General features: G+C 65.9%; 10 protein-coding genes. 6 read left to right on the top strand and 4 right to left on the bottom strand.

Annotation, left to right across the window (positions count from 1 at the left end; translation table 11 throughout):
• Positions 1 to 45: 45 nt before the first annotated feature.
• From D0B32_RS07580 to D0B32_RS07560, 5 genes are all read left to right on the top strand, one after another.
• Complete coding sequence (locus D0B32_RS07580) at positions 46 to 783, top strand: ABC transporter ATP-binding protein (protein ID WP_117333236.1); 738 nt, start codon at positions 46 to 48, stop codon at positions 781 to 783.
• Positions 776 to 3,373, top strand: coding sequence for an FtsX-like permease family protein (locus D0B32_RS07575; RefSeq protein ID WP_117333235.1), 2,598 nt, complete (start codon positions 776 to 778; stop codon positions 3,371 to 3,373). The genes D0B32_RS07580 and D0B32_RS07575 overlap by 8 nt, the downstream gene beginning before the upstream one ends.
• The gene (locus D0B32_RS07570) at positions 3,373 to 4,545 is read left to right on the top strand and encodes a lipocalin-like domain-containing protein (protein ID WP_181969736.1); all 1,173 of its coding nucleotides are present in this window, start codon (positions 3,373 to 3,375) and stop codon (positions 4,543 to 4,545) included. The genes D0B32_RS07575 and D0B32_RS07570 overlap by 1 nt, the downstream gene beginning before the upstream one ends.
• Positions 4,546 to 4,834: 289 nt before the next feature.
• A complete protein-coding gene (locus tag D0B32_RS07565) occupies positions 4,835 to 6,664 on the top strand; it encodes an ABC transporter ATP-binding protein (protein WP_117333234.1) in 1,830 nt (609 codons plus the stop codon).
• Positions 6,665 to 6,768: 104 nt separating this feature from the next.
• Positions 6,769 to 8,718, top strand: a complete 1,950-nt coding sequence (locus tag D0B32_RS07560; RefSeq protein WP_117333233.1) for a bifunctional diguanylate cyclase/phosphodiesterase — start codon at positions 6,769 to 6,771, stop codon at positions 8,716 to 8,718.
• A gap of 14 nt (positions 8,719 to 8,732) precedes the next feature.
• Here D0B32_RS07560 and D0B32_RS07555 read toward each other — a convergent pair whose 3' ends face one another.
• Together D0B32_RS07555 and D0B32_RS07550 are read right to left on the bottom strand one after the other, a co-directional pair.
• On the bottom strand, positions 8,733 to 9,770 hold the full coding sequence (locus D0B32_RS07555) for an alpha/beta hydrolase (protein WP_117333232.1): 1,038 nt from the start codon (positions 9,768 to 9,770) through the stop codon (positions 8,733 to 8,735).
• 212 nt (positions 9,771 to 9,982) lie between these two features.
• Positions 9,983 to 10,225: a hypothetical protein gene (locus tag D0B32_RS07550; protein ID WP_117333231.1), complete on the bottom strand. Its 243-nt coding sequence runs from the start codon at positions 10,223 to 10,225 to the stop codon at positions 9,983 to 9,985.
• A 409-nt stretch (positions 10,226 to 10,634) separates the two neighbouring features.
• On the opposite strand from D0B32_RS07550, the gene glgA reads away from it, so the two are divergent.
• The gene (gene glgA, locus D0B32_RS07545; protein WP_117333230.1) at positions 10,635 to 12,260 is read left to right on the top strand and encodes a glycogen synthase GlgA; all 1,626 of its coding nucleotides are present in this window, start codon (positions 10,635 to 10,637) and stop codon (positions 12,258 to 12,260) included.
• 140 nt (positions 12,261 to 12,400) lie between these two features.
• Here glgA and D0B32_RS07540 read toward each other — a convergent pair whose 3' ends face one another.
• Together D0B32_RS07540 and D0B32_RS07535 are read right to left on the bottom strand one after the other, a co-directional pair.
• A complete protein-coding gene (locus tag D0B32_RS07540) occupies positions 12,401 to 12,694 on the bottom strand; it encodes a hypothetical protein (protein WP_117333229.1) in 294 nt (97 codons plus the stop codon).
• Between the two features lie 283 nt (positions 12,695 to 12,977).
• Positions 12,978 to 13,955, bottom strand: coding sequence for a carboxypeptidase-like regulatory domain-containing protein (locus D0B32_RS07535; protein ID WP_117333228.1), 978 nt, complete (start codon positions 13,953 to 13,955; stop codon positions 12,978 to 12,980).
• Positions 13,956 to 14,125: the final 170 nt, after the last annotated feature.

Raw genomic sequence — 14,125 nt, 5'->3', positions numbered from 1 at the left:
AACCCGCATCCCAGGCGCCGCGTAACGCGGTAGCGACTTACATTCATGCCCGTGCGCAACCAATCGTCCCCTTCCGCCGTGCCGGCGCTCGAATGTCGCGGCCTGAGCAAAGCCTACGGTGCGTCGCGCATCGTGCTTGCGGGCCTAGATTTCACGCTGGCGCGCGGCGAATTCGTCGCCGTGATGGGCGATTCCGGCGTGGGCAAGTCCACGCTGCTGAATCTGATCGCGGGCCTCGACCGCGCGGATAGCGGCGACGTGCTGATCGACGGCGAGCCGATCAACGGACTCGACGACGATGCGGCCACGCGGCTGCGTCGGCAGAAACTGGGTTTTGTGTTTCAGGCGTTTCACGTACTACCGCATTTGACGCTCGCGCAAAACGTCGCGCTGCCGTTGCTGCTGAACGATTTGCCACTCGGTCAGGCGGCGGAGATGCTCGCGGCGGTGGGTCTCGCGGGACGCGATGCCGATCTGCCGCGTCAGTTATCCGGCGGCGAGTTGCAGCGGGTGGCGATTGCCCGCGCGCTGGTGCATCGGCCCCGTCTGATCCTCGCTGACGAACCCACCGGCAATCTCGACCCCGACACCGCCCATGACGTGCTCACGCTGTTCCGCGCGCAAGCCCGTTCGAACCACGCGGCCACGATGATGGTGACGCATTCGGAAGCCGCGGCGGCCTTCGCGGATCGTGTGCTGGTGTTGCGCGGCGGTCATCTGCATGCGGGCACGCTGTCCGCGCAGCACAGCACCGCTGCACCCCAGGCTTCGCCGCATGCTTAAGCGCGCCACCGGCACGTCCACTGCCGCATCCGGCATGCGGCGGCTCGCGCGCTGGCTGCTCAGCGCCGAATGGCGCAGTCAGCCTGGCCGCGCGCTGGTGGCAATCGTCACCATTGCGCTGGGCGTCGCGCTCGGTTATTCCGTACAACTGATCAATAGCGCGGCGTTCAACGAATTCTCCGCCGCGGCGCGCAGTCTCTCCGGCGAGGCCGACCTGGAAATCCGCGGTGCGCAATCCCTGTTCGACGAGGCGTGGTATCCGCGCCTCGCGGCACAGCCCGGCGTCGCGCTCGCCAGCCCCGTGCTCGAACTGGATGCCACCGTGCCGGGCCAGAACGCGCCGCTCAAGGTATTGGGCATTGATGTGTTCAAGGCCGCCCAGATCGCGCCGGACCTGGTCGGTGTGCCTGCGGCCGGGCATCCACTGGACACCCTCGCCGACGACACGATCTTTCTGTCACCCGCCGCGCAGCAGTGGCTCAAGGCTGCGCCCGGTCAACGGGTGGCGCTGCAAAGCGGCACCTCCGACGTAAATCTGCGGGTGGCTGGAGGACTCGTCAGAACGCTGCCCGGTCAGCGCATTGCGGTGATGGATATCGCCGCCGCGCAGTGGCATTTCGCGCGGCTCGGCAAACTGTCACGCGTGGATCTGGAGTTGCAGCGCGGGATAGACCGCAACCGGTTCAAGCGGGATTTACAGGCGCGCCTCGGCACGCAACTCGTGGTGTTCGAAGCGGGCGATGTGGATAGCCGCACCAGCCGTCTGTCGCGCGCGTATCGCATCAACATGAACGTGCTGGCGCTGGTGGCGCTCTTCACCGGCGCCTTTCTGGTGTTTTCGACCCAGGTGCTGAGCGTCGTGCGACGCCGCTCGCAACTCGCCATGCTGCGCGTGTTAGGACTCACGCGCGGCCAGTTGCTGCGGCAGATCCTGATGGAAGGCGCGCTGCTCGGCGTGCTGGGATCCATTGCCGGACTCGCGCTCGGCTATGCGATTGCCAGCGCCGCGCTGCGCTTCTTTGGCAGCGATCTCGGCGGCGGCTATTTTCCCGGCGTCCAGCCGCGCGTGAGCTTCGAACCGGTGGCCACGGCCGTGTTTCTGGTGCTGGGCATCGGCGTGGCGATGCTCGGCAGTCTCGCCCCGGCGCTCGATGCCGCGCGCGCACGTCCGGCCGTCGCCTTGAAAGCGGGCAGTGAGGAAGGCGCGCTGGCGCGGCTGGCGTCGCCGTGGCCTGCGTTGATCTGCATCGCGGTCGCAGCGGTGTTGACGCAACTGCCGCCCATTTTCGATGCGCCCATTCTCGGCTACCTTGCGGTGGCGCTGCTGCTGGTGGGCGGCATCGCCTTGATGCCGCGTTGCACGGCGCTGGTGTTCAGCGCGATCAGCGGCGCGTATGCGCGACGCGGACGGCGGCGTGGAGCGCAGCATTCGGCAACGCAGTCGCCCACTACCACGCTCGCCTTGTCGCGTCTCGCCAATGCGCCGGGCCAGGCGTCGGTAGCGATCAGCGGGGTGCTGTCGAGCTTCGCGCTGATCGTGGCGATGGCCATCATGGTGGCGAGCTTCCGCGTCTCCGTCGACGAATGGCTCGGCCATCTGCTCTCCGCGGACCTTTACGTGCGGGTGGCGACGAACGGCGAGACCGGCGCATTGGACTCGGGCCAGCAGGCGCAGATCGCCGCGACGCCGGGCCTCAAGACGGCCGCCTTCAGCCGCGTCGCGTCGCTGACGCTCGATCCGGCTCGCCCCGCCGTGACGCTGATTGCACGCGAGATCGACGCTGCCGATCCCGGCGCCACCCTGCAAATGTCCGGGCCCGTTTTGCCGCCCGCCGCGTTGCATGGCGCGACGCCGATCTGGGTCTCCGAGGCGATGGTCGATCTGTATGGCTACCGGCTCGGTCAGCATGTCGAACTGCCGGTGGGCCCGCGCGAACAGCCCTTCGTCGTGGCGGGCGTGTGGCGCGATTACGTTCGTCAGACCGGTTCCATCCAGATACGTCTCGCGGATTTCCGCCGTCTCACTGGCGATACCGGCGCCACCGACGTCGCCCTCACCCTCGCCCCGCATGCACAGGTAGACGAAGTGCGGGCGGCATTGCGCGCACTGCCGTTCGGCGCCGTGCTCACCTTCGCGCAGCCCGGCGAGATTCGCGCGCGCTCGCTGACCATCTTCGATCGCAGCTTCGCGGTGACGTATCTGCTCGAGGCCGTCGCCATCGTGATCGGTCTGTTCGGCGTGGCCGCGACTTTTTCGGCGCAGACGCTGGCCCGCGCGCGCGAGTTCGGCATGCTGCGCCACGTGGGCGTGACGCGCGGCCAGGTGCTGGCCATCCTCACCCAGGAAGGCGGCCTGCTGACCGCGCTAGGCATCGTGATGGGTTTCGTGCTCGGCTTCGCGGTCAGCCTGATCCTCGTCTATGTGGTGAATCCGCAGTCGTTTCACTGGACCATGTCGCTGCACATGCCGTGGCGGGTGCTCGGCATCGTGGCGGCGGTCATGCTGTGCGCGTCGTGTGCGACAGCGGTGCTGGCCGGACGCCGCGCCGTCTCGGTGGATGCGATCCGCGCCGTCAAGGAGGACTGGTGATGCGTCGTGCCGTGCGGATCGCGCGAATGGGATTGCTGAGCCTGCTCGGCCTGGTGAGCGTGCCTGCTGCGCTGCTCGGGCTGCCGGTCAGCGAAGCGCAAGCCGCGCCGCCTGATTTTGCCGAAGTCACGCCGGGCCGCGCTTTAACGTTTCCGGCAGACACCGGCGCGCATCCCGCGTACCGGATCGAATGGTGGTACGTGACGGGCTGGCTGAACACACCGGACGGCACGCCGCTCGGCTTTCAGATCACCTTCTTCCGTTCCGCGACCACGCACGATCGCGCCGACCCGAGCGCCTTCGCGCCCACCCAGTTGATCCTCGCGCATGCGGCGCTGAGCGATCCGTCGTACGGCAAAGGCGTGCACGATCAGAAAGTGGCACGCCAGGGGTTCGATCTCGCCTATGCGAAGGCGGGCAACACCGACGTCAAGCTCGACGGCTGGAGCATGGTGCGCGCCGCCGATGGGCATTACATCATGCACGCCAACGCGAGGGACTTCGCGTTGAATCTCTCCTTCGTGCCGACCCAGCCGCCGCTGCTGGAAGGTAATCAGGGCTACTCACAAAAGGGGCCACGACCCGGCGAGGCAAGCTACTACTACAGCGAACCGCAACTGCGCGTCAGTGGCAAGGTGGTACGGCCCCGGCGTGGCCCGGATGGTAGCGCGGGGGATGGAGATGGCACTGACGTCACCGGCGTCGCGTGGCTCGATCACGAGTGGTCGAGCACGCTGCTGGATGCCGATGCGGTGGGCTGGGACTGGCTCGGCGCCAATCTCAACGATGGCTCGGCGCTGATGGCGTTCAAGATGCGCGGTCGCGACGGACGAACCATCTGGACCCACGCCGCGTTGCGTGACGCGCATGGCAAGCTCACGACATTCGATCCCGCGCAGGTGGATTTCGTGCCGCTCAAGACCTGGCACTCGCCGCACACGGACGCGCTCTATCCAATCGCGGAAACCGTGCACACTGGCCCGCTTGCGTGGCAGCTCGCACCTTTAATCGACGATCAGGAACTCGACGCGCGTGCGTCGAGCGGCTCGGCGTATTGGGAAGGCGCGGTCGCCATCAAGCGCGATGGCGATACTGTGGGACGCGGCTATCTGGAGTTGACCGGCTACGAGAAGCCGCTGATGCTACAGAGTCCCGCGAAGGCGACGCGGTAAAAGCAACGGTAAGCTCAACGACCGCGCGGGTTGCAAGTGCTGCGTAAGGTGTCCAGGCGTGGCTGAGCGCGCCGCTCAAAAAACGCAAAACACCGCGTAAAACAGGCACTAAAACTTCGCACGTTTCGAACTGACACGAACAGTGCCGATGGGCATACCGCGTGGGCATACCGCTTGCTGGCGTCAGTGTGGTTTGTGATTCTGCTCTAGCTCCCCTCTTGCCCAGCGCCACGTAATCACGGCGCGTGCGCAAGCCCTCGGCCCGTTAATCGCAACGGAGCGCGTGGCCATGCAAGTAACCGAGAACATGAACAGGCGGCATGTGCGTCAGGCACGCCGGCGGGCGCGCTCGCGCGAAATGTCGCGCTATGCCGGCAAGCCGCTGAAGCTGCTCTGGCGTTACATCGCGCGGCGCAAAGTGTCTCATCTGATCGTGCTGCTGAGCGTGCTCGCCGCGGTGGGCTGCGCGCTTGCTTCGCAGTACGGCATCAAGAATCTGGTCGATTCGCTGCCGTCCGGACGCACGCATCCGGCCATCGTGATGCACGCCTTCATGCTGCTGGTCGGGCTGATCATCGCCGACAACCTGTTCTGGCGCGTCGGCGGCTGGATCGCGGCACGCACGTTCGTCACGGTGACGGGTGACATCCGCCGCGAAATGTTTGCCTATCTGACGGCGCACCCGCCCGCGTTTTTCGCCGACAAACAACCGGGCGTGCTGTCGAGCCGCATCTCGGCCACCGCCAACGCCGTGTACGTGCTCGAAAACACCGTCTCATGGACGGCATTGCCGCCGTGCCTGACGGTGATCGGCGCCATCGCGATGGTGGCCGTGGTCAGTATTCCGATGAGCATCGTGCTGGTGGCGATATCCGCAGTGCTGGCCATCGGGCTTTTCATCCTGGCCAGCAAGGGCACGACGCGGCACCAGGCGTTCGCCGCAAAAGCCGCTTCGGTGGATGGCGAACTGGTGGATATCATCGGCAATATGGGGCTGGTGCGCGCGTTTAGCGCATTCGGTGCCGAACATCGGCGCTTCGACGGCCAACTCGCCACCGAGACCAAGGCACGCACCAACAGTCTGCTGTACCTGGAAAAACTGCGGCTGCTGCATGCCATCGCCACCGCGATTTTTTCCGCCGGCATGCTGGGCTGGACGCTGTGGTTGTGGAGCATGGGCCGCGCGACCACCGGTGACGTGGTGCTGATCAGCTCGCTCGGCTTCGCCATCCTGCACGGCACGCGCGATCTGGCGGTGGCCTTCGTCGATCTGACGCAGCACGTGGCGCGGCTCGGCGAAGCGTCGTCCATTCTGCTCAGCCCGCACGCCATGCCCGAACGCTCCGACGCGCAACCGCTCGCCGTCAGCGAGGCGCGCATCGACTTCGACAATGTCACGTTTTCCTATCCGGGGCGCCGTCCGGTGTTGAGCGGTCTGACGCTGCACATTCCGGCAGGTCAGCGCGTGGGGCTGGTCGGACCGTCCGGCGCGGGCAAATCGACGATCCTCGCGCTGCTCCAGCATTTCTACGAGCCCGCTTCCGGAACCGTGAGCATTTCCGGCCAGGACATCTCGCAGGTTTCGCTGGATAGCTTGCAGGCAGCCATGTCGGTGGTGCCGCAGGATGTGTCGCTGTTCCATCGCTCGCTGCTGGAGAATATCCGCTATGGCGTGCCCAAAGCGGACGAAGCCGACGTGCGGCGCGCCTGCGAGGACGCCCGTTGCCTCGACTTCATCGCCGCCATGCCGGACGGCCTGAACACGATTGCCGGCGATCGCGGCACCAAACTGTCCGGTGGCCAGCGCCAACGCATCGCGATTGCGCGGGCCATCCTGCGCGACTCGCCTATCCTGCTGCTCGACGAAGCCACCTCCTCGCTCGACTCCGGTTCGGAAGCCGCCATCCAGGCCGCGCTCGAAAGGCTCATGAAGGGCCGCACGGTGGTGGCGATCGCGCACCGTCTGTCGACCTTGCAGAGCTTCGACCGCATCGTGGTGATCAACCGTGGCCGCATCGTGCAAGACGGCAGCCCCGCCGAACTCGCGTGCCAACCCGGCATCTACCGGGATACCCTGACACGGGAACGCAAACGCGCGCCCGCTGCGGGACTTGCCTGATTACCCGCCTCCCGCTGACGGTCCGCGCCACCAGAAAAGCCTGAAGTTTGCCCGTCGAACTGCCGATATCCCGGTTTACAGCTCATTCCAAGCCAGGGGCGCTGATGGTATCGGTAGCTCGCGTGATGGCGGCGTTCAAGGTCGACGTAAGCGATCCGGAGTTGGTCCGCTCGCAGATGCAGGCGTTTCGCCGGCAGATTCCGCTGCTCTACTTCATTCTCGTCATCAGCACGATGGCGGTGGCGGTCACGCACGTGCAGTGCGCACCCGCCTGGGTTGCCATTTACGTGCCGGGCGCGCTGTGTGTGGCCTGCGTGATTCGCTGCCTGCACTGGTGGCGCGCGCGTCACGTAGTCCTGACGGTCGAACAGGCGGTGCCGGCGCTGCGTCGCAGCATGCGGCTGGTGGGCGTGATCGCGGTCGGTTTTACCGCGTGGGCCTGGGCGCTGTTTCGCTACGGCCCCGCCTACGAGCAGGCGCAGGTCGCGTTCTATATGGCCACCACCGTGGTGGGCTGCGTGTTCTGCCTGATGCATCTGCGCGCGGCGGCGCTGTGGCTGCTCACCATCGTGATCGGTTCGTTCACCGTTTGTCTGATGGCCGCCGGCCGCCCGGTATTTATTGCTATGGCCGTCGACATGATTTTCGTCGGCGTGGCCCTCGCGTTCATCGTCCATCTGTATCACCGCAATTTCGCCGGGCTCGAGCATTCCAAACGCGAGCTGCTGGCGAGCCAGGCCATCACGCAGAAACTGAGCGACGACAATTTCCGCCTCGCCAATATCGACAGCCTGACGGGTCTGCCAAACCGGCGCAGTTTCTTCTCCTCGCTGACCGCGCTCGCCGAGCAACACCTGAGCGAAACCGGCGGCTTCCACATGGGCCTGATCGACCTCGACGGTTTCAAGCAGGTCAACGACATCTACGGTCATTCGAGCGGCGACGTGGTGCTGCGCGAAGTGGGAGCGCGGCTGCTGGCGCTGGCGGACCCCGCGATGTTTTTCGCCCGGCTTGGCGGCGACGAGTTCGGCGTCATCATTCAGCGGCATTTGAGCGAAACCGAACTGGATCGCCTCGGCCAGACCCTGTGCGAGCAACTGGCGCGCCCTTATACGGTGGGCGGCAATACCGCTGAGTTGTCCGGAACGATTGGCTGGGCGGGTCAACCGACGGGCGCGGTGAGCGTGACGGAGATGTTCGAACGCGCCGATGCCGCGCTCTATGTCGGCAAGGAAAGCCGCCGCGGCACGGCGGTGGTGTTTTCCGCGGAGCACGAAAACCGCGTGCGGCGCGCGAGCCTCGTCGCCCAGGAACTCAAGGCGGCCGATCTCGACGCCGAGCTGTACCTGGAATTTCAGCCCATCTGCGATGTGCGCGCCCGCAGCGTGGTCGGCTTCGAGGCGCTTGGCCGCTGGCGCAGTCCGAAGCTCGGGCAGGTGCGGCCGGACGAATTCATCCGCATTGCCGAGCGCACCGACCTGATCCGGGGCGTCACCGAGGTGCTGCTGCGCAAGGCGCTGGCCGAAGCTGCAAACTGGCCGCCCGCTTTGTACCTCTCGTTCAATCTGTCCGCGCTGGATATTTCTTCCGTGCCGCGCTCGCGACGGCTGCTCGACATCGTGGGCGAAGGCGCCACGCCGGCTGCGCGCGTGCATTTCGAAATCACGGAAACGGCGGTGACGCGCGACTTCCGCCAGGCGCGCGCCTCGCTGACGCTGATCAAGGAAGCGGGGTGTCATGTGTCGCTCGACGACTTCGGCACCGGCTATTCGAGCCTGAGCTACGTGCACCGTCTACCGTTCGACACGATCAAGATTGACCGCAGCTTCGTCGCCGAGGTGGATACGGACCTGGCCTCGGGGCAGATCATCAAGTCGGTGATCGACCTGTGCCGCAATCTGGGGCTGGCCTGCGTGGTGGAAGGTGTGGAGACGGATGCACAACGAGAAATTCTGACCTTCCTCGGCGCGCGGGTGATGCAAGGTTACCTGTTCGGCCGCCCCGCTGCGGCCAATGCGCTGCCGCTGGTGCAGTTGCAGCTTGCGGCGCTGTGAGGGGCGCTTTTACCTTAAGAATCCATTTCTTCTAGCGGCGCGCCGCCAAATGCCTGCCGCTGCGCCAGCGAGACGAACGCCTGCGCATCACGCGCGGCCTGCACGACCGGCGCCATGCCGAAGAACTCATGCGTCGCGCCCTGATAGTTGCGATGCTCCACGGCCACACCAGCCGCCGCTAACTTCTCAGCGAGCTTTTCGCCATCCGAGCGCAGCGGGTCGATACCGGCGGTGACGATGACCGTGGGCGGCAGGTTCGCCAGCTCCGCGCTGACCACGTCGATCAACGGGTTGCGTAGATCGCTCTCGTCATTAATCACGTTCTGCACGAACCACAGCATCATCTTCTTGTTCAACGGCTGCGCGTTGCGATTCTCTTCGTACGAGACGGAAGCAATGTTGTTGCTCGCCACCGGATAGATCAGCGCCTGATGCACGGGCGGCGGCAAGCCGTTGTCGCGCGCGTGAATCGACACGTTGATGGCCAGATTCGCGCCCGCGCTCTCGCCCATCACGGCGATCTTGAGCGGATCGCCGCCCAGACGCGCGGCGTGCTCGACGATCCAGCGCCATGCCGCGAAGGCGTCTTCATGGGCGGCCGGCAGTTTGTGCTCGGGCGCCTGCCGGTAATGCGCGGACACCACGATGGCGTGACTTTGCGCAGCCAGTGAGCGCGGCGTCGCGTCGTAAGTGTCGAGGTCGGCGATCACCCAGCCGCCGCCGTGAAAATACAGGATCACCGGGAACGGTCCCTCGCCCGCCGGGGTATAGACCCGGGCCGGATTGGTGCCGACGGCGCCGTCGATCTCGATGTCCCGCGTCACCACCGCCTCCACTTCCAGCGGCAGACGGGCGCCATGCCCGGCCTGCGCGAGCAGCGTTTTGACGGCGTCGGCCGGGGTGGGCTGTTCGCGTGCCTCGGCGACGCTGCAGGTTTCGATCGGCTTCGGATCGAGGCCCTTGAAGGCCTCCAGCACCGTTTTCATATCGGCGTCCGCGTGCGCGGTCGGATCGAGTCCGATCATGCCTTTCAGTGTGTCGGTCAGCGTCATGGCGGTGTCTTCTCTGGAAATCGTTCGTGGCCCAGGCGGCGTTGCCGGATGGCCTGCATGTTCCTGCATGTGCTGGTTGATCCAGCACGCTCGGTGGTTCGAGCGTCTTCAAGCGCCTTCACTAAGTGTCGCGGTCACGCGCAACTAAAACGCGCACCTAGAACGCGCAGGGCGAAACCCGCCCACACGGGCCTCACCTTGCCGCGGATGGATTACTGACCCTTCGTGTCGCTGGCCGAATCCGCACCCGGGATTTGCGTGGTGTCGTTCGCAGGACGCGTGGTCGACTTGGTGTGTTTCTTCTTCATGTGCGTGCTGGAACTCGTTCCCGCTGCGCCACTCGCCGCCGTCACGGCTGCATCGCTCGCGTTGCCCCCGCCGCCACCGGCCGCCATCGCTGCGCCGGAGGTCAGGAACAGGGCCGAAATCACTACCATCGTGTGTTTGATTTTCATAACGTGCTCGTCTGAGTTGAGAGATTGAAGCTGCGCTCGTTGCCATGCGCAGACCCACTCCAAATTCAGCAAGCGGCGTGCCGTTGTTCGCTTGCAGCATCGACCCGCACGCGATCTGCACCCGACGTGCACCCGGTCTGCACCACCTGCGACGGCGCCGGATTGGGCCGCATGTGAAGCGCCGTGGTGCAGGCCGCGCGTCATCCCGATGCATTGCGCTACGCATCCTGCGTAAAAACTGCATGGGGTACTTACCTCGTTCCCGGCGTCTCGTCCGTGAGGCGCGCCAGTCATAGGTCTGCACGGGGTGGCGCGCCGCCCGGGACACGGGCACGCCGCTTGCTGCATCGCAACGGAATTATTCGCGGCTGTATCCCTTCCTCTGCCAGCGCCTCCATCTCTGCACACTATGCCGACGCCGCTCAATGTTTTGCTGGTCGCTTCCGAAGCGGCCCCCCTCGCCAAGTCCGGCGGCCTTGCCGATATGGTCAGCGCCTATGGCGCGGCACTTACCGAAGCCGGCGTGGCCACGTCGATCCTGATGCCTGCTTATCCGAGCGCGCTCAAGCGGGTGCTCGGCGCCACGCGTGTGGCCAGACTCGCGGGCCTGCCAGGCGGCGACGGCGTGATCATTCGCGCCCGCATGCCCGATAGCGGCGTGTCGGTGCTGCTCCTGCAGATGGATCATCTGTATGACCGCGACGGCCTCTACCTCGACAAGCACGGTCGCGACTACGTCGACAACCTCGTGCGGTTTGCCTCGCTAGCGGCGGCTGCGGCTCGCATCGCGCGTGGCGTGCGCGGCATCAAGCGTCCCGACATCGTGCATGCGCACGACTGGCATGCCGGCCTGACGCCGCTATTCATGAAGCTGGGCGGCGTGGCGGCGCGCAGCGTGTTCACCATCCACAACCTCGCCTTCCAGGGCAACTATCCGCTGGCAGCGGGTCCGTGGATCGGCGTACCGGGCGATCTGCTGGCACCCGCTCTGAGCGACGAACGCAGCATCGAGTTTTATGGTTCGCTCAGCATGATCAAGGCGGGAATCGTCCACGCCGATCGCGTGACGACCGTGAGCGAGCGTTACGCGCGTGAAATTCTCACGCCGCGTTTCGGCCATCAGATGGAAGGCGTGCTCCGCGCGGAGGCGCACAAGCTGTCGGGCATCACCAACGGTATCGACATGCAGATGTGGGACCCCGCCACCGATCCGCTGATTGCCAGCCAGTACTCCGCCGACAACGTGGCCGGCAAGTACGCCTGCAAACGCGCGTTGCAGCAGGCCTTCGGTCTCGCGCGTGAGCCGTTCGTGCCGCTGGTGGCGATCGGCAGCCGCCTGACCGGACAGAAGCTCGCCGAGGTGGTGGCCGATGCGCTGCCCGACATGCTGTCGCGTCACGAACGGCTGCAATTCGCGATCCTCGGGCAAGGCGACGCGGCCATCGAGCGCCGCATGCGCGAACTCGCGGCGCAGTGGCCAGGACGCGTCGGCACCTGCATTGGCTACGACGAGACGCTCGCGCACATGCTGCACGCGGGCGCCGACATGCTGCTGCATGCGAGCCGTTTCGAGCCGTGCGGGCTCACGCAGCTGTACGCCATGCGCTTCGGCACGATTCCGGTGGCCTCGCGGGTGGGCGGCCTCGCGGACACGATCTCCGATTACGCGTTTGAAATGGACCGCTATGGCGCCGCCAACGGCTTCCTGTTCGAGGGCGAAACGGCCGTCGATATCGCCAACGCCGTGGGCCGTGCCGTGGACGCGTTCAAGAATCCTTCCTTATGGCGCACGCTGCAACGCAACGCAATGACCCGCGATTCGGGTTGGGACGTCGCGGTACAACGTTATATCGGCGTGTACAGTGAATTGACGGAGGCTCGTCCGGCACCGCGCGTCGACACCCGCGAAGAAGCCGTGGCGGGTGCGGCTACCCTGCCCGCGCTGCCTGCACGTACCAACCGCAGCGCTACGGGCGTGAGCCGGCGCGCGCAGGCCGGCGCGGTGGTCGATCAGTCGCAGGCGGTGGCGCAGTGAGGTAACGCAGCGAAGTAACGCAGTGAGGTAAATGAGGTTGGCGCGCGAGTTCGCGTCACGCGGCTCGCGGTTGGGCCACCAACGTGGTGCACGTGACGCACGTGACACACGTGACCCACACGCAACGCACGCCTCCCTCTTCAGCGCCCTCTCCCCGGCGGCGTACTCGCCGCATCGTGCACGGCCTGGAGTTCCGGCCTCACGCTGAAGGTCGGTTCGGACATCCAGGCTTCGAGCCAGGCGCGCCACTCGGGCCAGCGCGCACCGAGATCGAATTCGCGGTCCACCCGGCCGCCATCCTCGGCGAGCGTCGCGTAGACGATGCGATGGCCGTCCCAGTACGCCACGGCCTCGTCGGTGAGATCGGCGGTGGTGCCGAACGCGACGTCCTGCAAGATCATCGCGAGCTTGCTCTCAAACTCATCTCGGGTCATGGCGACCTCCATTGATGCTTGAAAGCAGCACGACCAGTGCCCGGCCATGTGCAAGCGGCTGAAAAGACCGGCTGGCGGCGAGTGGATTTGCCGTTTGCCTGTGTTTGCCCGCGTCTGCGTGTGCGGTTCGCGGGCTACGGGTTGGGTCATGCGTAAAGACAAAAGCACCGACGTTCGACGCTCTTCGCCACTCCCTGCTGCACGCGCCGGTTAAAACCGCTGATTTAATCCGCTGATTTCACCCGTTCGTTGCATTCGCTAATATCACCCGCCTTTCACCCGCTCAGTTCACCGATGTCGTGCGCAAACTCGGCCATACCAGCGTAAATCTGACGCCGCCGCGCGCCGGTACATACAGTTCGCGGCTGCGCTCGGCGCCATCCACCGACGCGATGATCCGGTAGTGCCCTTCGGGCAAACGCGCAAACAGATACGGCCCATCCGAGGTGGCGGCGAACACCGTGGCGCCGCCCGCTTTCACGACGCGCAGGTTCACGCCCGACAGATACTCGCCCGAACGGGTAGTAAAGGTGGCGCGCATGTTGTACCCCCCGGCGAGGCCGCGCATCGCGCTGGCTTCGTCCTGGCCTACGCCGCCTGTCACATAGGCGACGCCGTTATCCTGCTCGACCGGAATGTCGCCCGCGGCGGCGCTACGCGGCGCAGCGTCGACGGCGGGCCGATCCTGCGGCGGCGGCATGGCGGCAAGCGTGGCTGGCGCGCTATCACGTACGGGAATCTGCGCCGGCGATGGGGTGGTCTGCATGGCGTGCGCGGGGAAATCGCGCGATGGAACCGGTTTGGCTTCCATGCTGTCGCGCGATGCGGATTTGCGTGGCGGCGCTTCAGGCACCTGCGCAACCGGCGCGACCGGTGCCGCGGCCTGCACGCGCGGTCTGCCGCCGCCGTCGTTGCAACTCAGACCCGGCAGACGACCGTCGCTGCCCACCGGCTGTCCTTCTTTCACCCAGTTCGGCAAATCGACGCCTTGCACCTGGGCGCGCGGCGTGACGGTATCGTGCAGACGAACGGTCACTGCGTGGCGTTGTTCGGGGGTGGCAGCGCGGCGCATTTGTGTGCAGAAATCAATGCGCTCGTCGTCGCTCAGCAATTGCGAGGGCACGGCCTCGGATGGCGCCTGCGGCCGCTGCGCGTGCGCGCTCCACGCACTCGTCGCGAAGATGCCACCAAGCGCGCACGCAAGCACACACGTCAGCGCAGCGCGAACGCCATGCGGCCGACTGTACAACGTCGTGGACATGAGAAACCTCCGGGTCGATCTCGGAAGTGCCGCGCCGGGTTCGCGCCGCACGAACCTGCGGCGCGTCGTCTGGTTTCGTCAGAGCAACACCGGCACACCGGTTCGAGGGGGATGATGGCGGCAAAGAGGACCACTACGCAGTGTAACAAACCCACCCGCGCGCGCTCGCA

This window comes from Paraburkholderia sp. DHOC27 (assembly GCF_003429005.1).
Classification (GTDB): Bacteria; Pseudomonadota; Gammaproteobacteria; order Burkholderiales; family Burkholderiaceae; genus Paraburkholderia.
The sequence above is the reverse complement of the archived record's forward strand: the minus strand, read 5'-3'. Positions and strand labels throughout refer to the sequence as shown.

Excerpts from the sequence above, each read along its gene's own strand:
- D0B32_RS07580 (WP_117333236.1), top strand. The coding sequence starts at position 46 with ATGCCCGTGCGCAACCAATCGTCCCCTTCCGCCGTGCCGGCGCTCGAA.
- D0B32_RS07575 (WP_117333235.1), top strand. The coding sequence starts at position 776 with ATGCTTAAGCGCGCCACCGGCACGTCCACTGCCGCATCCGGCATGCGG.
- D0B32_RS07570 (WP_181969736.1), top strand. The coding sequence starts at position 3,373 with ATGCGTCGTGCCGTGCGGATCGCGCGAATGGGATTGCTGAGCCTGCTC.
- D0B32_RS07565 (WP_117333234.1), top strand. The coding sequence starts at position 4,835 with ATGCAAGTAACCGAGAACATGAACAGGCGGCATGTGCGTCAGGCACGC.
- D0B32_RS07560 (WP_117333233.1), top strand. The coding sequence starts at position 6,769 with ATGGTATCGGTAGCTCGCGTGATGGCGGCGTTCAAGGTCGACGTAAGC.
- D0B32_RS07555 (WP_117333232.1), bottom strand. The coding sequence starts at position 9,770 with ATGACGCTGACCGACACACTGAAAGGCATGATCGGACTCGATCCGACC.
- D0B32_RS07550 (WP_117333231.1), bottom strand. The coding sequence starts at position 10,225 with ATGAAAATCAAACACACGATGGTAGTGATTTCGGCCCTGTTCCTGACC.
- glgA (WP_117333230.1), top strand. The coding sequence starts at position 10,635 with ATGCCGACGCCGCTCAATGTTTTGCTGGTCGCTTCCGAAGCGGCCCCC.
- D0B32_RS07540 (WP_117333229.1), bottom strand. The coding sequence starts at position 12,694 with ATGACCCGAGATGAGTTTGAGAGCAAGCTCGCGATGATCTTGCAGGAC.
- D0B32_RS07535 (WP_117333228.1), bottom strand. The coding sequence starts at position 13,955 with ATGTCCACGACGTTGTACAGTCGGCCGCATGGCGTTCGCGCTGCGCTG.